At 45.1% G+C, this 19,807-nt stretch carries 19 protein-coding genes and 1 pseudogene; 1 reads left to right on the forward strand and 19 read right to left on the reverse strand.

Going from position 1 to position 19,807, the window contains the following annotated elements; all coding sequences use genetic code 11:
• Positions 1 to 169 precede the first annotated feature (169 nt).
• From RWX26_RS08340 to RWX26_RS08380, 9 genes are all read right to left on the reverse strand, one after another.
• Positions 170 to 598, reverse strand: a complete 429-nt coding sequence (locus RWX26_RS08340; RefSeq protein WP_314580770.1) for an RbsD/FucU domain-containing protein — start codon at positions 596 to 598, stop codon at positions 170 to 172.
• A complete protein-coding gene (locus RWX26_RS08345) occupies positions 599 to 2,083 on the reverse strand; it encodes a rhamnulokinase family protein (protein ID WP_314580773.1) in 1,485 nt (494 codons plus the stop codon).
• Between the two features lie 42 nt (positions 2,084 to 2,125).
• Positions 2,126 to 3,208, reverse strand: a complete 1,083-nt coding sequence (locus tag RWX26_RS08350; RefSeq protein ID WP_314580776.1) for an ABC transporter substrate-binding protein — start codon at positions 3,206 to 3,208, stop codon at positions 2,126 to 2,128.
• Between the two features lie 56 nt (positions 3,209 to 3,264).
• Positions 3,265 to 4,224, reverse strand: a complete 960-nt coding sequence (locus RWX26_RS08355; RefSeq protein WP_235787851.1) for an ABC transporter permease — start codon at positions 4,222 to 4,224, stop codon at positions 3,265 to 3,267.
• Between the two features lie 48 nt (positions 4,225 to 4,272).
• Complete coding sequence (locus RWX26_RS08360) at positions 4,273 to 5,769, reverse strand: sugar ABC transporter ATP-binding protein (protein ID WP_314580781.1); 1,497 nt, start codon at positions 5,767 to 5,769, stop codon at positions 4,273 to 4,275.
• Position 5,770: 1 nt separating this feature from the next.
• On the reverse strand, positions 5,771 to 6,133 hold the full coding sequence (locus tag RWX26_RS08365; protein WP_314580784.1) for a PTS lactose/cellobiose transporter subunit IIA: 363 nt from the start codon (positions 6,131 to 6,133) through the stop codon (positions 5,771 to 5,773).
• Between the two features lie 4 nt (positions 6,134 to 6,137).
• A complete protein-coding gene (locus RWX26_RS08370) occupies positions 6,138 to 6,434 on the reverse strand; it encodes a PTS sugar transporter subunit IIB (RefSeq protein WP_314580786.1) in 297 nt (98 codons plus the stop codon).
• Between the two features lie 65 nt (positions 6,435 to 6,499).
• Complete coding sequence (locus RWX26_RS08375) at positions 6,500 to 8,266, reverse strand: L-fucose isomerase (protein WP_314580789.1); 1,767 nt, start codon at positions 8,264 to 8,266, stop codon at positions 6,500 to 6,502.
• 21 nt (positions 8,267 to 8,287) lie between these two features.
• Positions 8,288 to 9,007 (reverse strand): class II aldolase/adducin family protein, encoded by a 720-nt coding sequence (locus RWX26_RS08380; protein WP_032906171.1) that lies wholly within the window; start codon positions 9,005 to 9,007, stop codon positions 8,288 to 8,290.
• A gap of 212 nt (positions 9,008 to 9,219) precedes the next feature.
• On the opposite strand from RWX26_RS08380, the gene RWX26_RS08385 reads away from it, so the two are divergent.
• Complete coding sequence (locus RWX26_RS08385) at positions 9,220 to 9,972, forward strand: DeoR/GlpR family DNA-binding transcription regulator (RefSeq protein WP_004185304.1); 753 nt, start codon at positions 9,220 to 9,222, stop codon at positions 9,970 to 9,972.
• 133 nt (positions 9,973 to 10,105) lie between these two features.
• Here the strand turns inward: RWX26_RS08385 and RWX26_RS08390 are convergent, their stop codons facing one another.
• The 10 genes and pseudogenes from RWX26_RS08390 to RWX26_RS08435 all read right to left on the reverse strand — a co-directional run.
• Entirely contained in the window at positions 10,106 to 10,870 is a 765-nt protein-coding gene (locus RWX26_RS08390; RefSeq protein WP_314580793.1) for an amino acid ABC transporter ATP-binding protein, read from the reverse strand.
• A gap of 12 nt (positions 10,871 to 10,882) precedes the next feature.
• Complete coding sequence (locus tag RWX26_RS08395) at positions 10,883 to 11,569, reverse strand: amino acid ABC transporter permease (protein WP_314580796.1); 687 nt, start codon at positions 11,567 to 11,569, stop codon at positions 10,883 to 10,885.
• Between the two features lie 3 nt (positions 11,570 to 11,572).
• Entirely contained in the window at positions 11,573 to 12,265 is a 693-nt protein-coding gene (locus RWX26_RS08400; RefSeq protein ID WP_002916549.1) for an amino acid ABC transporter permease, read from the reverse strand.
• A gap of 207 nt (positions 12,266 to 12,472) precedes the next feature.
• Complete coding sequence (locus tag RWX26_RS08405) at positions 12,473 to 13,357, reverse strand: transporter substrate-binding domain-containing protein (protein WP_002907936.1); 885 nt, start codon at positions 13,355 to 13,357, stop codon at positions 12,473 to 12,475.
• A gap of 15 nt (positions 13,358 to 13,372) precedes the next feature.
• A complete protein-coding gene (locus RWX26_RS08410; protein ID WP_314580799.1) occupies positions 13,373 to 14,374 on the reverse strand; it encodes a uroporphyrinogen decarboxylase family protein in 1,002 nt (333 codons plus the stop codon).
• Positions 14,375 to 14,461: 87 nt separating this feature from the next.
• Positions 14,462 to 14,662, reverse strand: coding sequence for a hypothetical protein (locus RWX26_RS08415; protein WP_002907934.1), 201 nt, complete (start codon positions 14,660 to 14,662; stop codon positions 14,462 to 14,464).
• Positions 14,663 to 14,717: 55 nt separating this feature from the next.
• Positions 14,718 to 15,764: a uroporphyrinogen decarboxylase family protein gene (locus RWX26_RS08420; RefSeq protein WP_314580801.1), complete on the reverse strand. Its 1,047-nt coding sequence runs from the start codon at positions 15,762 to 15,764 to the stop codon at positions 14,718 to 14,720.
• Between the two features lie 212 nt (positions 15,765 to 15,976).
• Positions 15,977 to 17,026 carry an LLM class flavin-dependent oxidoreductase gene (locus RWX26_RS08425; protein ID WP_314580804.1) on the reverse strand — a complete coding sequence of 350 codons (1,050 nt, stop codon included), beginning with the start codon at positions 17,024 to 17,026 and terminating at the stop codon, positions 15,977 to 15,979.
• 213 nt (positions 17,027 to 17,239) lie between these two features.
• A complete protein-coding gene (gene glmS, locus RWX26_RS08430; protein WP_314580805.1) occupies positions 17,240 to 19,051 on the reverse strand; it encodes a glutamine--fructose-6-phosphate transaminase (isomerizing) in 1,812 nt (603 codons plus the stop codon).
• A 355-nt stretch (positions 19,052 to 19,406) separates the two neighbouring features.
• Positions 19,407 to 19,807, reverse strand: a pseudogene (locus tag RWX26_RS08435) (type I glyceraldehyde-3-phosphate dehydrogenase); the annotation flags it as partial.

Here is a 19,807-nt window from a genome sequence, read left to right on the forward strand (position 1 = left end):
ATTTATATTGTCAATATAATGATATTGCAAAAATCTGCTTTTTGCAAGATTTTTGTGATTTTTTTAACAAGTTATTTGATAAAAAAAGCAAAGAAAGCTCCAGATAAAGATGAGGAACAAGGACACTCTTTTTAGAAGCAGCCTTGTCCACCTCTTACCTGTTTTTTCATTAGCTGGTAATGACACCTTTTTTCAAAATGATGTTGCCGTACAGAGCTCCTTCGCCCGTTTGGATGACCAAATAAGCTTTTTCCGCCTGCTCATAGAAAGCAAAGCGTTCAAATTCTTTGATGGCTGTACCTGGATAGTGCTTTTCTAACAAAGCCTTGTAGTCATCCCAGATGACTGGTACGGTCGGATCGCCCGGCACTACCTGCATAAGACCTGCTTGGTAGTCGCTATAAGTATCCAAGGGCAGCACAGTCAAGATAGCATCTAGCAGTGCTGGAACTCCGTGGCCGTCACAGCGAATAACCCGCTGACCAATCCGATGGGCAGGGAAGTTTGCATCAGCAATGACCACTTCATCTCCGTGGCCCATCTCCATCAGATACTTGACCAATTCTGGACTTAAAATAGTTGGAACATGCTTTAACATCTAGCTTCCTACTTTCATACTTGCTTGAAATTCTTGATAGGACTGAGCCAAGTCTGAGCCTTCTTGAGGCTGGTATTGCTTGGTCTTTTCTGAATCCTTGATGAGCTTTTGGGCAGTCTGCCGATCTTGAATCTCACCCAAGGTCAAAAGCTGTGCCAAGATATTTCCCAAAGCGCTGGCTTCAATCGGCCCTGTTAGGACTGGTTTCTGGCTTACATCAGCTGTCAGCTGGCAGAGCAGTTCATTTTGGATACCGCCGCCGACCATGTGAATCTGCTCGATTTTCTGACCGGTCAGCCTCTCAATTTGCTCCACGGTTTGACGGTAGGCAAAAGCGAGACTTTCCAAGACCACTCGGACAACCTCTCCTTTGCTTTGCGGAACAGGCTGGTTGGTCATATGGCAACTCTCCTTGATCTTAGCCTCCATGTCTCCCGGAGCTGCAAAAATAGCATCATTGGGGTTAATCCAAGAGCGATTATTCGTGACGTTTCTTGCCAGTGTCACCATTTCAGCAAAGCTGATGTCCTCTCCTTGCAAACGCCAGTCCCGCTGCAGTTCTTGGATAATCCAGAGCCCTGTCGTATTCTTCAACATCCGATAGTGTCCGTCAAAGCAGCCTTCATTGGTCAGATTGGCCGCCAAAGCTGCCTGACTGGTCACAGGATTCGGAGATTCTAGACCAACCAGAGACCAAGTACCGCAAGAGATAAAGGCTGTTGGCTGCTCACTGGCATAAGGAATAGCCAGAACAGCTGCCGCTGTATCATGACCAGCACCAGCAATGACATCAAAAGTCTCAATTTTCAGCTCTTGGGTAATCCGTGGCGACAGGCTTCTCAGGACTCTTCCTCCCTGTATCACCTCACCAAACCACTTTTTAGGAATCTCCAGAGTCTCGAAAACACTGTCAGACCATGTCTGAGAATTGATATTGAGCAAACCGCTGCTGCTGGCAATGGTATACTCACTGGATAAAACACCTGACAAAAGATAGTTAATCAAATCCGGCATGAAGAGCACGCGCTCTGCAACTCTTGCCAAATGGGGCTTTTCCTGCAAATCAGCGAATATTTGCAGGACAGTATTAATGCAGGCAGGCTGTACGCCTGTCTCCTCAAAAAGCGCCTCTTTGCTTATTTTCTTATAAAAAGTTTCTTCGTATTGGCCCATACGATTGTCGCGATAACAATGCGGCTGGTAGAGCAAATCTCCGTTTTGGTCTAGGTAGGCATAATCCACTCCCCATGTATCAACGGATATGGATCGAATAGGAATCCCATCTGCCGAAGCTTTCTTGATCCCAATCTTGATTTCTCCAAACAGATGTAGGATATTCCAATAAAGACCGTCATTCACGTTCATCGGCTCGTTTTTGAACCGATGAACTTCTGATAGCTGGATACTATGGCCATTGTAAATTGCTTGCATGACACGACCTGAACTAGCACCTAGGTCAATGGCCAGTAATTTCATCAATGTCATTCTCATCTCCTCCAATACACCAATCTTTACAAACAATTTTGATTATTGGTAAAGCAATGGTTTGATTTCATCAGAGTCGATGTTCTTGGCATCATACCATTTTGATCCTGTGTCTACATCTTTGACTTCTTTTCCTTGAGCCGCTTCAATAGCTAATTTTACAGATTGATAGCCGATTTGAATTGGATCTTGCGTAACAGAGCCTACAAAGAGACCGTTGCGAATCGCATCTTGCTGCAAGGCACCTGAGTCAAAACCGACAGCCAAAATCTTGTCTGCACCGAGCTTAGATTCCTTGAAACTGCCATTTGCGTTGATAATAGCTTTAGCTGCAAATTCATTTGAACCATAAATAGCGACTGTATCTGATTTTTCAAGTACAGTGGAAGCTTCTGTCTTACCTGCTGCATCGTCTACTTGAGCTGGTACACGAACTTCAATGATAGCTTTGGCATCTGATTCAGAGACATTATTTTTGAATTTATCATGACCAACAACAGCCGTTTTGATGCCTTTCTTTTCTAGCAACTCAACCATCTTGTCAATGAAACCGGAAGTCCGTTGTGTGATAGAGAGTGAGTTTGCTTCTTGGGAAACCACTCCGATACGAACCGGCTTATCGCCCAATTTCTTTTCTAGCATCGGGAATAAGTGTTCTGCTGCATTGGCACCAGCAGCATGGTTGTCAGTAGAGGCTGTTGCTTTGATTGCTCCGTCTGGTGCACCTGGAACCCCTGAGTCAAAACCAATCAGCGGGATATTCTTCGCTTGGGCTTGTTTAATAGCGTCTAGCTCTGATTCGGTATCAAGTGCTGCTAAGGCAATCGCATCTGGATTTTTGTTAATGGCATTGTTCAACTGTTCCAATTGTTCTGCGATAGCGGTTTCATTTTGAGGGCCGACAAAAGTAATCTTAGCGCCAAATTCATCTGCCGCTTGTTCAGCACCCTTATTAACGGCTTTCCAGAAGTCATGTTGGAAACCTTTGGCAATTACTTCTACCCGATAGTCTCCACCCTTGCTGTTTGTAGCTTTATTGTTGTCTTTCTTAGAAGAACAAGCAACTAGTCCAATCGCAGCAGCAGCAAGAAGTGCCGCAGTAGCAAATTTAAATGATTTTCTCATGATAAAAGCTCCTATTATGTTTTATACACTCATTTATATGATAGCGAGGGCTGTACTTATTTCTTCTTATTCTTGCGAATGAAAATATCAAAGTAAACAGCGATGATAACAACGAAACCAGTAATAAAGAGTTGATAGTGGGGCTGTAGGTCGATATAAGGCAAACCAATTTTCAGGACTGACATGATGAAGACCCCGATAATGGTACCAATAACAGATCCGACACCACCAGCTAGAGAAGTTCCCCCTACTACGACACCGGCAATCGCATCCAGCTCCATACCGTTACCAGTCCCTGGCAGAATCGTAGAGTAGGTGGCCGCATAAGCAACAGCAGCAAGTCCTGCTGACAAACCGCCTATGACATAGGCCATGCCTTCCCATTTGACGACATTGACCCCTGACAGACGAGTGGCTTCTTTATTGGAGCCAATCGCGAAGATATAGCGACCAATTTTTGTCTTGTTCAATACTACCGCAGCAAGGACAGCTACAAGCACCAGCACGATCAAGCCTGTCGGGAAATTATCCTGAGTTCGGAATAAATCTTTGTACCAACCTTCACCTGTTCCACGAAGAGGGAAGGTCACACTTTGCACATTTGAGACAATAGAGCTCAAACCGCGGGAAATCATCATCGTACCCAGTGTCGCGATAAAAGGCGGCAAACCGAATTTTGCGACCATGATTCCATTCAGCAGGCCGAATAATCCTCCAATGACTAGAATGGCCAGCAAAGACAGCCAGAGCGGCCAGCCCATCTTGGTATGAAGGACGCCCCCGATAATAGCCGAGCACATCATCACCGTACCAATAGAGAGATCAATACCACCTGTAATGATGACAAATGTGACCCCAATGGCAAGGAAACCAATGTAATATGACGCATCTAAGATACTGACTACCGTATCAAACGAACGAAATGATTCGCTGGAGATGGCAAAGAAGGCAAAGATTACCACCAAGGCAATCAAGGCAATCAGCTTTTGTAAACCAACTGTTTTTTCTAATTTCATCCATAAGGATTGTTTCTCTTCCATACGTAAACACCTCTGTTTTCACTTTTAACGGTCAGTCGCTAGCGCCAAGATTCTCTCTTGTGTTGCTTGGCTAATATCCAGCTCACCCGTTTTTCTACCTTCACACATGACTACGATTCGATCGCTCATCCGTAAGATTTCTGTCAGTTCTGACGAAATCATAATAATGGATTTGCCTTGAGCAACCAGATCATTCATCAGTGTGTATATTTCACTTTTTGCTCCGACATCAATCCCTCGTGTCGGCTCATCAAAGATTAAAATATCACTATTTTGTTCCAGCCATTTGGCAATGACTACTTTCTGCTGGTTTCCTCCCGAAAGATTGCGGACCAGCTGTTTGGATGACGGTGTCTTGGTATGTAAAGATTGAACAAACTGATCACTTGCCTTGACAATAGCACCATCATCAATCAAGCCAGCCTTGATATACTTATCAAGATTGGTTATAACCGTATTGTTGGCAATGGTCATGTCCACGATACAGCCAAAGCGCTTGCGGTCTTCAGATAAGTAACCAATCCCTTCCTGAATGGCATCTTGGGGAGAATTGATGCTTACTTCTTTCCCATTTATAACAATGGAACCGCTTTCTTTTTTGTCCGCACCAAACAGCAAACGGGCAACTTCTGTCCGACCGGCTCCCATCAATCCTGAGAAGCCTAGAATTTCACCCTTATGGAGTTTGAAACTCACATCTTTAACGGCCGTTCCAGCACAGAGGTTTTTCACCTCCAGCACCACAGGAGCATCTTCTGCTACTGTTGACGCAGCCTTAGGATCTTCATAAATCGTCCGTCCAACCATCATAGAGATGATTTCATCCTTGGTGGTATCTTTGGTATTGACCGTGCCTACATACTCACCGTCCCGCATAACAGTCACGCGGTCTGTGATTCGGGCAATCTCATCCATCCGGTGAGAAATGTAGATAATACCAACACCTTTTGCACGCAGGTCGTCGATGATAACAAAGAGCTCATTGATTTCCGATTCAGTCAGAGCTGCTGTCGGCTCGTCAAAGACAATCACCTTGGCATCCATTGAGAGGGCCTTGGCAATTTCGACCATTTGTTGTTTCCCAACCGTCAGATTTCCTACTTTTTCAGTTGGGTTGATGTCTAGTTTTAAGAGACTAAAGAGTTCTTTTGCTTTCTTAATACTGGATGCATCGTTAATAAAGAAGCTACCTTGAACTTCTTCCCGTCCAATAAAGATATTTTGAGCCACTGTTAGATGGTTCATCATATTCAATTCTTGGTGAACGATAACGATCCCTGCATCCATTGCTTCCTTGGGCTTGGAATATACCACCTCTTCTTGATTGTAATGAATGGTACCCTCATTTGCTCCATAGATACCAGTCAAGACCTTCATCAAAGTGGATTTACCAGCCCCATTTTCACCCATTAAAGCATGCACTTCACCAGCCCGCAAGTCAAAATTGACCCCTTTTAAGGCTCGGACTGGACCGAAGCTTTTAACAATGCCCTTCATTTCTAATATGACAGGATGATCCATGCTACTCACCTACCTGTTCCAGTTTTGCAATTCTTGCTTTTAAATCTTCAATTTCTTCTATTTGATTGAGAAATACGGCGGCTAATTCGAGTAATAAATGGCTATTCATAAAATGGTCCTGAGCATGGACCGCCAGCAGACTTGGAGGATTGGCTTGACCACTCAGTTCAGACTGGATAAGGCTGGTCTGTAAGTTGTGAGCTTCCACGCTAAGTTTTCTCGCTTGTTCCAACTCAGCATTTGCTTCTTCCTTCTGACCTGACTGAGCCAACTCCAAACTCTGCATGACTTGCGCAGTCACTTTACTACTCGTGATAATCAGTCGCATCAGCTCTTGGCTTGAGCCTTTGTCTTGTCCTGCCATAGGCCTAGTCCATCAATACTTCAGCCTGACGAAGCACTTCTTCGCCTCTCATCAACTCGAAATCTTCATCACTAATGACTGCGACTGGCACCTGCAGGCTTGCTTTAGCCTTTTCTTCTAAATAGGCTAATTGTGGGCTGAGCAATAAGACATCGATATTCTTCAAGTTATTCATACCCATAATCCCAATGGAATAAAAGGAATAATCCAATTGGTCACGATGAATAACTTCATTGATTCGCTCTACCAACATGCTGGTTGTTAAGCCACCTACACAGGCTAGAATAATTGTCTTGGTCATCTAAGCTACTCTCTTTCTATTGGGTAGGCTGCGTGCCTAGAAAGAGGCACGCCCACCCAAAATCTTTATTTATGAATTGGCCCTAATAATTGGCAAGCGCGATAGTCGGCAGATTCTAGATCTTCTGTACCAAACAGTGACCAGTTCTTGGGACGGAAGATGTCTTCCTCTGGCACATTGTGCATATTAACTGGGATACGCAGCATGGAAGCCAGCGTAATCAAATCCGCTCCAATATGGCCATAGGTGATGGCACCGTGGTTTGCTCCCCAGTTGTTCATAACATCATAGACAGACTTAAAGGCACCTTTTCCTGTCAAACGCGGTGCAAACCAAGTGGTTGGCCAGCCTGGATCTGTCCGATTATCCAAGGTATGATGCACTTCCTCTGGCAATTCTAAGGTATAGCCTTCAGCGATTTGCAAGACCGGACCTACGCCTTTGAGGATGTTCAAGCGCACCATGGTCACAGGCATATGACCCTTGGTCAAGAAGCGAGTAGAGAAACCGCCCCCACGGAAGTATTCGCGATTGGCTGGTGGGAAGTCTGTGTTTTCAAGCATCGCATCCACTTCACTCTGCTCCAATTCCCAGAATGGCTTGATGACTGGCTTGCCGTCTCGACTGGCTTGACCTGTTCCATCCAGGGTACAAGAACCAGAGTTAATCAAGTGCAGGAAGCCATCAGCTGCATCCCCATCTAACTTGTGTCCTGTCACACGTTCTACCGCATCTGGACTCCAATAAGTCCGGACATCTGCGAATATTTGCGGTGTATTTGTCAAGAGATAGTTAAAGAGCATAGACACACCGTTTAGCGAGTCATTTTCTGTCGCAAAGACATAAGGCTTACGAATGCCATTCCAGTCAAACTGAGTATTGAGGAAGGTTTCCATGAAGTCCCCGTTCGGGAAGTGGTCGGTCCATTGACGCTGACCTTGGAAGCCAGCAACCAAGGCATGATGCCCAACAGCTTCTTCCTCAAAGCCAAGCTCAGCCAAGCGAGGATTGCCTTGCATGAGGTCTCGGCCAATCATGAACATCTTGACTACAAATTCCCATTGTTTTGCTTTTTCTTCTGGAGAAAGAACCAAGTCTTCGCGGTTGCAATCCACACCCTCTTTGATGTGCTCTTTGACCCAAACCATGGCCCGTTCAAATTCTTCGTGGTCATAAATGCCTCGGTCAATCCGACGAGTAAACTCCGTCATATCAACTGATTCATTGCGCATACCCAGGTATTCTTGGAAGAAATCTGGATTGACAATGGAGCCGCCGATTCCCATAGAGACGCTGCCCATGGACAAGTAAGCTGTGTCACGCATCAGTCCTGTTGCCAAAGCAGCCCGACTATAACGGAGAATTTTTTCTTTTACATCTTCTGGAATTTCAGTGTCGCTAGCTTCCTGGACATCTCTGCCATAAATACCAAAAGCTGGAATACCTTTTTGAGCATGTGAAGCCAGTACTGCAGCGAGATAAACAGCTCCTGGCCGTTCAGTGCCATTGAAGCCCCAGATTGCATGCGGAATATCTGGTGACATATCCATGGTTTCACTACCATAGCACCAGCATGGTGTCACTGTGATAGTCGCACAGACATTTGATTTTTTGAATAATTCATGTGATGCGGCTGCCTCAGGCACACGACCGATGGTAGATGGCGAAATAACACATTCAACAGGCTGACCGTCAGGATATTTCAAGGTTGAGCTAATCAAGTCAGCCACACTTTTAGCCATATTCATGGTTTGTACTTCTAGTGATTCCCGAACACCTTGGCGACGTCCGTCAATGGTTGGACGAATTCCAATACGTGGATGTTGAGTCATAATCATTTCCTCCGATGTTTCTTATTCTTTGATGCTTCCGTCACCATTGTATTTACGATAACCAGGGTGACGGCCTGTGACTTTATAATTGGCCCGCATTGCAAATAAGCGTTCCAAGGTTGGACGAGAAATTTCTTCCTCCTCAACTCCCTTAGTAGAAAGCAACATGCGTCCGTGGAAGGTGGTCTTAGCAACCAGCTCCAAGGTTTCCATCCGATAGTAAGCTGTGATTACATCGCTTCCCACAGTCAAGGCACCATGATTTTCAAGTAACATGACATCATGTTCTGGCAAGTATGGGGTGATGGCATCTGGCACTTCCATGGTAGATGGCACACCAAATGGAGTGATTGGAATGGCTCCTACTACAATGGCACTCTCGATCAAGGAATAGGTATCAAGCGGAATATGAGCCAGTGCAAAGCCAGTCGCAATTGGCGGATGCGCGTGGACGACAGCATTCACATCCTCCCGTTCTTCATAGCAGCGAATGTGCATCTTGATTTCACTGGAAGGACGATAGCCGTCCTGAGCCTCAATAATCTCCCCTTTTAGATTGAGCTTGACGAGTTTTTCAGGCGTGATAAAGCTCTTACTGATACCTGTTGGCGTTGCAATAATGGTATCTTGGTCTAGACGGACTGAGACATTGCCGTCATTAGCGGCTACCCAGCCTAATTGCCACATCTTGTGGCATACATCACATATTTGTTCGCGGATTATTTCTTCTTGATGATCCATAATCTCACTCCTTTCTGAATTCATCATAGTATTTTTTGTAAGCGCATTCAATACCTATACCTCTAATTGATAAATAACCAACTTTTATATAATAATATAGTCAAAACTGTTCATAATCGTTCAATTTAACGGTTACTATATTGATTTTTTTTCGTTTATTGTGTTATAATGTGACCATAAATGTTCAGCTTTGTTCATCGGTGGAGGTCACTATGGTTTCTTTGGAACGAATGAGTCGAATAATAGACATTCTCAGCAAGCGAAAGATTATTGCAACCGCCCAACTTGAAGAACTTTTGTACTGTTCTACATCAACACTTCGACGGGACTTGATTGAGCTAGAAAAAGAGGGGAAAATCATCCGCTCTCATGGTGAGGTCATGCTGATTACGGCCAACAATGTAGAATATGTGTATTCTGCTCGCGCCCGTGAAGAAGAAAAAAGCAAGCAGCAAATTGCTGAAATTGCTTCAACTTTTATCACTCATAACCAGTCTATCTTCATTGACAGCTCTACGACTGCAGCCATGCTCATTCCGCATTTGGCACCATTCCAGAACCTACGTGTCATAACCAATGGTATTGAAGCAGCCCGCCAGCTAAATAACTTTGAAAACGTTACCCTCTTCTTATCAGGCGGACATATTGGCTGCGGGACCAATTCCGCGCTGGGCGATTTTGCTGCCAACTTCATCAACAATTTCCATGCAGACTTACTCTTCTTTAGCTGCCGCGGATTGGATCGCTACGCTGCTTACGAAGCCAACCACAATCAGGCACACATCAAAAGAGAAATGATTGCTAATAGTGATAAAGCCATTTTACTAGCCGACCATTCTAAGTTTAACACTAGTCATTATTTCAAACTTTCCAACTACTCTAGCCTGGATTGCATTATCACCGACCAGCCACCGGTCGAATCCTTCCAAAATGCTGTCGGCAGCCAGTGCGAAATCCTCTGGTAAGCAACTTTCTTGAAACGCAAACTAGACCGAGATACGCCTATCTCGGTCTAGTTTTTTGTCTATCTTTTTCATTATCAAGTCAAAGGATAACAGCTATCTATCAAAAATAAAAATCTGGACACAATCCAGATTTTTAAATCATATACTCTACGCTATAGCTGGCGTCCGACAGAATGCGGGACAGAAACTGTTTGGTCCGCTCTTCCTTCGGACTAGAGAAGAATTCCTGAGGAGGATTTTCTTCGACGATGTGACCGCCGTCCATAAAGATGACATGGTTGGCCACATCGCGGGCAAAGCTCATCTCGTGGGTCACAACGACCATGGTCACTCCCTCCTGAGCCAGCTGTTTCATGACACTGAGAACTTCACCGACCAGTTCCGGATCTAGAGCCGAAGTTGGTTCATCCAGCAGGATGACATCTGGCTTGACAGCAATGGCACGCGCAATCCCAATCCGCTGCTGCTGACCGCCTGATAGCTGAGAAGGATAGTAGTCCTTGTAGGCCAAAAGGCCCACGCGCTTCAAGGACTCTTCCGCAATCTCAATCGCTTCTTCCCTTGGTATCTTACGAGCGATCACTAAGCCCTCCAAGATATTTTCAAGGGCTGTTTTATTGGCAAAGAGATTATAATGCTGGAAGACAAAGGCCGTCTTTCTACGGATTTCCAAAATCTCCTTTTTGCTGAGTTTAGCCAAATCATAGTCCTTACCAGACAAAGTCAGCTGGCCGCCATCCGCTTTTTCTAAGTGATTCAGACAGCGTAGAAATGTTGTTTTCCCAGAGCCTGAGGGGCCCAGAATAACTACAACGTCACCTTGGTTGACCTTGAGACTGACATCTGCCAGCACCTGGTGCTCTCCAAATCGTTTGGAGATATGTTTTACTTCTAACATAATCTTTCCTTCCTAAGCAAGAGCGGAGCGCTTTTCCAAGTCCCTAAAAATCCACTGAATCAAGCCACAAATAATGAGATAAATAACAAAAATCACCAGGTAAGACTCTGAATACTGGTAAGAATGGGAGGCCTCTATCTTAGCCAATGCTGTGATATCCTTGACCGTCATGACAAACACCAGCGAGGTTCCCTTGACTAGATTGATAACCAGATTGGCCAGATTGGGCAGGGCAGAGCGCAATGCCTGAGGAAAAACAATCCTCCGATAAGCTTGAAAATTCGTTAAACCAATCGCTTGAGCCGCCTCCAACTGCCCTTTATCCACTGTCAAAATGGCAGAGCGCAGTATTTCCGACAAACTACCTGTCGTCATCAGGCTATAGATGATGAAAGCATAGTAAAGCGGATTGAACTTAAAGACGTCTACCTGACTACCCAGACTTTTGAATATTTGATTCAGCAAGCTAGGAAAAAGACTGTAGAAAAAGAGAATAAGCAAAATAGGAGGCGTCGCTCGAATAAAGGCCAGATAAACCACCGAAAAGGTCCGCACACCTCGAACTTTATAAATCTGTCCCAGAGCTAGAAACAGAGCCGGAATAAAGCTGAGCAGAATAGCCACCACCATAATGATTAAGGTTACCGGTATGCCTTTCAGAGTAACTAGAAAGGTATTTACAATATAATTAAAATCCATTCTTTACCTCTCCTTGACTGTCAGACTTTTTTCCAGAAGCTGGGAAGCCAGCGAAACCACTAGGGCAATCCCCCAGTAAATCAAGGCCACCGCTGTATAGGTTTCGAGGGAATAATTTCCCAGATTCCGGCTGATGAGATTTTGTCCTGCTCCCATGACATCAACTGCCCCAATCGTATAAGCCAGAGCAGCATCCCGCATGAGATTAAGAAGGGCAGTCGTGAGATTGGGCAGGGCGATGCGAAAAGCCTGTGGCAGGACGATGCGCAGAAAAGTCTGTACCGGTGTCAAGCCAATACTGAGACCTGCCTCAGTCTGTCCCTTGGGAACAGCAAGATAAGCTGCCTTGAAGACTTCCGCAATCATAGCCGCAAAAAGCAGAATCATGGTGATGATGACAAACACAGTCCTCGACCAATTGTTGATATCCAGCCCCAGCCACCATTCTAAAAACTCTGGAATGCCATAAAAAACCAAGAAAAGTAAGACAATAGGCGGTGTACATCTAAGAATAAATATATATCCTCTAGCCAGACCAGCAAAAGACTGCTCCTCAGCAATCTGAGCCCAAGCCAACAGACCACCCAGCAAGGAGCCAATCAATGCTGTCACAAACATAATCCATAAAGTGGTCGGCAGAGCCTGCAGCAGACTAGGCAGCAGGCCAAAGACACGGGATAAGTCATACGAGACCATAATTTTCTTCTCCTTCGACAGTGATTAGATAGAATAAGCTTTTCTTGGACGGGCACTTTCAAATTGGAGCAGCCTTGCTCTCGCCTAGTTATCCTCTTTGAAAATTCCTTCAAACAGCATCAAGGTCAGCTTAGAAGCCACCAGCTCTGTATTCAGCTAGCTTCTCAGTCAGCCTTTTGATTTTCCGTGATCAGCAGACAGCAGCCACTAATCCTTGTCCACATAAGAGAAGACATCTTCTCCGAAATACTTTTCAGATAGTTTAGCCAGGGTTCCGTCTTTTTCCAGTTCCTTAATTGCCTTCTCATATGCCTTGGCAAATTCTTCATTTTTTTCGTTTTTATGAAGCAGTGGATAGGTCGGAATCCCCTTGTAAGGGAACCAAGTCAGTTGATCCGCATACTGATGGTAAGAACCGTCCTTGTCCGTCACTGCTTTTTCAAACGACAGCTTGATGTCAAAGAAAGCATCGTAGCGCCCTTCCAGAACCCAAGCATAAGCATCAGCAACCTTGAAGGACTCTGCTGCAGTCAAATCAATAGGAGCACCACTATGCTTCTGGTTATACTCTTCGATAACGGCCCATTGAGCATTCTGCGGAGAAATCGGTACCAACTTGCCCTTTCCCTTGGCAAAATCATCAATGGTCTTGTATTTTTCAGCGTCTTCCTTGCGGATAGTGAAACCGATAATACTAGCGCCGATTGGGCTTTCTGGAATGATGAACTTCTTCGCCCGCTCTTCAGTGTACCATGCTCCCTTGGTTCCAATATCATATTTCCCAGATTCCAAACCGACTAAAAGATCTTCATCACTGGTACCAGTATATTCAAACTGATAGTCTGGCAGCTTTTCATCAATGGCCTTGAGAACAGCAACTTCATAGCCATCTGACTCGCCTTTTTCGTCCACAAAGTCATAAGGAACATAGTTCTGTGTATGTGCCACTTTCAATGTCGTGACCTTGCCACTGCCTGATGCAGAGCTGCTTGTCTTGCTAGATGAAACACCTGTCAAGGTCCGCCCCAAATAAGTCGCAGCTACAATAGCAATCACTGCTGCTCCACCAATAATCCATTTTTTCTTGCTCATTTTCTCGTCTCCTTCTTATGCTAAGCTTGCTGCTTGGCGAACCCACTGAATCCGCTCTGTCTTAATATCGCTTGGAATAGTACAGTCAGCCCCGATAATCAAAGCGTCCTTGCCAGCCTCTGCTATCAGCCGCTTGGTCTCATCTTGAATAGCCGCTTGACTGCCCGTGTAGAGCAGGCCGTCCTTGCCATTTTCAAAGCCACCCAGGACAGTCCGACCGCCAAATAATTTTCGTCCCTCCGCTAGGCTGATACCTTCTGGCCCCACTGCCCAGTTGATGACCTGAGCTGGATAATCTGTGAAAAGATGAACATCATTTCGCGCGCCTTCGTAACCGCAAATGTGCAGGATATTCACTCCGCCAGCCGCGTTGGCTGCTTCCAGCACCGCCAATTCACTAGGTGCAATAAAAGCCTTATAGTCTTCAGGCGACACCCGTGCATCCTGAATGCTCTGAACGCTGAGGTAGATTCCATCCGCACCAGCTTCCTTGATAATCCGCTCCGTCAGAGCTGCAATATCTTGAGCAATCACATCCAGCACCCGCTTCGTGAGCACTGCATTCTCTGCCAGGAAATCTGCAATGATATCATCCCCTCCGGCAACCTTGCCGACCAACCATTTGAAGTAGGTCACTGGCGCAAAAATATTGTAAATAGCGACCAAGTCCTCTGTAAAGCCAGCTCTAATCTTCTGAACCAGCTCCACCTGCTCACTAATCCAAGGATGGTCAGCACCTAGCGGCTCAATATCTTCCAAGTCTTTGATAGATTGGACTTTTTTCAAGCGTTCATTAGGATAGGCAAAATAACCATCACTCATCAGCTTGATAAAGTCTGGCTCGACTTCTGCCAGAAAAGCTTGATGACCAGCCAGATTTTTATCAATAATGACTTGGTTCCCAAAACCTGCCAGCCATTCATCATCACTGGTAAAATGATGCCAGAAACCAACCGGCACTCGATCAACAGGCTCTCCTCTGAAAGCTTTCAGTACTAATTCTCTTTTTGAAGTCATCTTCTCTCCTTTTTTATTATCCTTATCTAGCCAATGGGTTGTTTTTTAGCTTGCCCATTGAGCTAAGTCAACCTTTTAGTAAAAATTCTAATCCGATAAGAGCAGAGCAGCGATATCATTGGGCTGCATCAAGCCAGTTGACTGCTCTGGCAGTTTCTTGAGCACCTGCAAATCATCTTCTTTTTTGCCTGAAGACTGATGAGCGTAGATCTGACTGATACTCAGAAATGCTCCTACTATCAAGAATATCAGAGCAAGAGCAGCAAGCCTTTTTTGATACCGATTCATCTATCTTCCTCCTTGAAAGAGTTGAAAATCACTCTCTAGGACTTTGGCAAGTCCGTCAGAACTGATTAGCTGCCTGACGGATCCAGTCCAATCTTTCTATTTCAAAATCATCTGGTACAGTACAGTCAGCCCCTAGAATCACTCCCTGACTTCCAGCTGCAGCCAGCAACCGCTTGGTCTCAGCCTCTAATTCTGCACGACTGCCCGTATTTAGAAGAGCTGCTCTGCCATTTTCAAAGCCGCCCAGAACAGTCTGACCGCCAAAGAGCTTGCGCCCTTCCGCTAAGCTGACCCCCTCATGGTGAGTTGCCCAGTTAAAGACTTGAGCCGGATAGTCTTTGAACAGTTCCAAATCATTGCTGGCCCCTTCAAAGCCGCAGATGTGGAGAATATTCTGACCGCCAGCCGCATTGGCCGCTTCCAGAACCTTAATTGTACTAGGCTCAATATAACGACGATAACTAGCCGCATCTACCCGGCCGTCTTGGATTTGCTGTGTACTGAGATAAATCCCCTCAGTGCCCGCTTCCTCAATGATACGTCTAGTCAAAATAGCAATATCACCAGCAATGACATCTAAAACATGTCCTGTCAGCTCAGGATCCTCTGCCAGAAAATCTGCAATTTCTCTATCTCCTCGCGACCCTTCCCTGCGGAACCAGCGCTTGAGATAGGAGACCGGCGCAAAAATATTGTAGAAGGAAGCGAGGTCCTCCGTATAGCTTGCCTTCACAGCCTTCACCATCTCAATCTGCTGCTCAATCCAAGGATGATGCTCACCGATAGACTGGATGGCTGCCAAGTCCCGAATGGACTCAATATGATCCGAATAAAGCTCGCTAGGATACTTAAAGAAGCCATCGCTCATAATCTTGACAAAGTCTGGCCGTGCAGCTCGAACATAAGCAGTATGCCCCTCAACACTTTTATTGAAAATCACTGGATTGTCCAGGCCTAGCATCTTTTCCTCTTGGCTTACAAAGTGAAACCAGAATCCAACAGGCACTCGGTCAACTTCTTCACCCCGAAAAGCTCTCAGCACTAATTCTTTCTTGCTGACCATTACTTCCTCCTTCTTTGAATTTGTAATATATCTTACCATCCTCTCCTTCTCCTGGGAAATATATTTTCCCTATCAGCCTGATTAAAAATATTTATCAAAGCAAAATAAAAAAGCTAGACTAAGCTAGCTTTTTCAAGGCTTTTCAGACTCTGCTGAATAACCTTATTTTTCGTACCCTTTTTAGATAAGGACCATATATATTTTCTATGGATGAGATAAGTAATTTTTATCAAAAAACTGCTACTCAGATCTTACTTACCCTTAGCTGCAAAATACTCCCGCACGAGCGGTGCAACCTTGGTGCCAAAGAGTTCGATAGACTGGAGTACCTGCTCATGCGGAAGCGATCCCAACGGCAGATGCAGCATGAAGCGGTCCAGTCCCAGCTCCTCTATCATCTTGATCAATTTCTGAGCGACATTTTCAGGGCTACCGACAAACATGGCCCCCTCTGGTCCTACCTGATCTAGGTATTGCTCATAGGTCATCTCCTTCCAGTGAGGGCGGTCCTTAGAGATAGCGTCCACTACCTGCTTGGTCGGATGGAAGTAAGTCCGGACCGCCTCCTCATTATCCTCCATGACCCAGCCCCAAGAGTGGGCAGCAATCTTCAACTTTTCATCTGAGTGGCCACTTTCCTGCCCAATCCGGCGATACGCATCCAGCAGGGGCTTGAAGCGCTTAGGCTGTCCACCGGTAATAGCATACGCAATTGGCAGGCCCTTCTGGGCAACCTTAATGGTCGATTCGACATTGCCCCCCGTCGCTACCCAAACTGGCAATGTTTCTTGCACAGCCCGTGGGTAGACTTCCCGATTGTCAATAGTCTGCGTCAGCTTGCCCTTCCAATTTAGCCGAGTCTCGGCACTGGCATAGAGGAGCAGGTCCAGCTTTTCATCAAAAAGCTCTTCATAATCCTTCAAGTCATAGCCAAAGAGTGGAAAGGACTCGATAAAAGAGCCACGGCCAGCCATGACCTCTGCTCTGCCATTTGACAATGCATCAATCGTCGCATACTGCTGGTAGACTCGAATAGGATCCAAGCTCGACAGGACGCTAACAGCACTGGTCAGGCGAATCTTCTCCGTCTTGACCGCACCAGCCGCCAGCACAATCTCCGGCGCAGAGACCGCAAAGTCCTCCCTGTGATGCTCTCCAATGCCATACACGTCCAGCCCCACCTTGTCTGCCAGTTCAATCTCTGCTACCAGCTGCCGAATCCGCTCATCATGTGTATAGGTCTGCCCTGTCCCCTCCAGCGGCGTTGTCTCTCCAAAAGTAGAAATACCTAATTCCACCATGCTTTTGTCCTCCTGATATTTAAGATAAAAATATTTTATCACTAATTAGTGATAAATACAGAAATGATGCTCAATCCATTGTCTATCTGCATAGAATAACATGGTTTTATCATGATAGAAAGAGACTTCCAAAGAGCACTATCACCAAATACCATACCAAAAGCCCCAGAAAAATCTGAGGCTTAGTATTATTATCAAGATTCGTTAGAAAGCTTATTCTACAGTGACAGACTTAGCCAGATTACGAGGCTTATCTACATCCAGACCACGGTGCAAGGTTGCAAAGTAAGCAATGAGCTGTGTCGGTACCACCATAGAGATTGGTGACAGGTATGGATGAACTTGGCTCAGGACAATATCGTCTCCATCCTTAGCCACATTTTCCTCAGCAATAGTCAAAACTTTGGCTCCACGAGCTACGACTTCTGAAATATTGCCCCGAGTATGGCTAGCCAAGACTTCATCAGAAAGCAGGGCCAAAACTGGTGTCCCGTCTTCAATCAGAGAGATTGTACCGTGTTTGAGCTCACCAGCAGCAAAACCTTCACACTGGATATAAGAAATTTCTTTGAGTTTCAGGCTGGCTTCCATCGCCACATAGTAGTCTTGACCACGGCCGATATAGAAAGCATTGCGAGTTGTTTCCAGAAGGCCACGGACCTTATTGTCAATCAACTCCTTTTCTGACAAAGTGGACTCAATAGACTGCGCAACTAAGGACAGCTCGTGAACCAAATCAAAGGCTGCCGCTTTTTCAGAAGCATTGGCATCGCCAACAGCTTTAGCCAAGAAAGCCAAGGTTGCGATTTGAGCTGTATAGGCCTTAGTAGAAGCAACCGCAATCTCAGGACCTGCATGCAGCAGCATGGTATGATTGGCTTCCCGAGAAAGCGTAGAACCCGGAACATTGGTCACGGTCAAACTTGGAATGCCCATCTGATTCGCCTTGACTAAGACCTGACGGCTGTCAGCTGTTTCGCCAGATTGGCTGATAAAGATAAAGAGAGGCTTCTTGCTAAGGAGCGGCATAGCATAACCCCACTCAGAGGCAATGCCCAGCTCAACAGGTGTATCCGTCAGCTCTTCCAGCATACGCTTAGAAGCATAGCCAGCATGGTAAGAAGTTCCAGCCGCAAGGATATAGAGACGGTCAGCTTCCTGAACAGCCTTGACAATATCTGCATCAACTGATACTTGCCCCTTATCATCTGTATAAGCGCTGATTAGCTTACGCATCACAGTTGGCTGCTCGTCGATTTCTTTGAGCATATAGTATGGATAAGTCCCCTTACCGATATCGGACAGATCTAGCTCAGCAGTATAGCTTTCACGCTCTAGAGTATGCCCATCATAATCCTGCACTTCCACACTGTCTTTACGGACAATAACCAGCTCTTGGTCATGAATTTCCATAAACTGATTCGTCTCACGAATCATGGCCATAGCATCTGAACAGACCATATTGTAGCCTTCACCCAGTCCGACTAGAAGAGGAGATTTATTTTTAGCAACATAGATAACATCTGCATCTTGTGAGTCTACCAAAGCAAAGGCATAAGAACCACGGATAATATGGAGAGCTTTTTTAAAGGCTTCTAAAACAGACAAGCCTTCTTCTTCAGCGAATTTGCCAATCAAGTGCACTGCAATCTCTGTATCTGTCTGCCCCTTGAAGTCATGACCAGCTAGATAATTATTCTTAATATCAAGGTAGTTCTCAATCACACCGTTGTGAACCAAGACAAAACGGCCAGTCTGTGAAGTATGAGGATGGGCATTGTTTTCACTTGGTTTTCCATGAGTAGCCCAACGAGTATGTCCGATACCAGTAGTCCCAGCAACATCAATGCCAATTTTAGCATGCAGGTCAGCGATACGACCGACCGACTTGATCAGACTAGAAGTTTTTCCTGTTGTTACAAAAATTCCAGCCGAGTCATAACCTCGGTATTCCAGCTTTTCCAAGCCCTGCATCAAGATATCAGTTGCGTTGCGATTTCCGACAACTCCGACAATTCCACACATAATGTTACTTCTGATTTCCTATATTTTAGAAACCAGCCCTTCTTATTAAAAATTGGTATAGTTTACTTGAAGTTAAATAACTTCAACAAAGATAGTATACACACTGTTTTTTGGTTTGTCAAGTATAAAATTGGTATAGTTTTCTTTAAGAAAACTATGCTTAGCTTCTCATACCGCAAAATAGCTCCTTGAAGCATTTGGAAAAATGGACAGATGTATCAGAACTGACTTTCTATATGACTAATAAAGAATAGGAGATAGATCTGTACATTCCAATAGCCATGTCTCTGATAATTCTCGTAAAACAGTGCACAGAAAAAGAGACTCAATTGAGCCTCTTTCTTCTACTATTGAATTATTTAGCGATTTTCGCGAAGTATTCAAGAGTACGTACAAGTTGTGCAGTGTATGACATTTCGTTGTCGTACCATGATACAACTTTAACCAATTGTTTACCGTCAACGTCAAGAACTTTAGTTTGAGTTGCGTCAAACAATGAACCGTAAGACATACCTACGATATCTGAAGATACGATTGGATCTTCTGTGTAACCGTATGATTCGTTAGCTGCTGCTTTCATAGCTGCATTTACTTCATCAACAGTAACGTTCTTTTCAAGAACAGCAACCAATTCAGTAACTGATCCAGTTGGAGTTGGAACGCGTTGTGCAGATCCGTCCAATTTACCGTTCAATTCTGGGATTACAAGACCGATAGCTTTAGCAGCACCAGTTGAGTTAGGAACGATGTTTGCAG

Origin of the sequence: uncultured Streptococcus sp. (genome assembly GCF_963536705.1) — a bacterium.
GTDB lineage: Bacteria > Bacillota > Bacilli > Lactobacillales > Streptococcaceae > Streptococcus.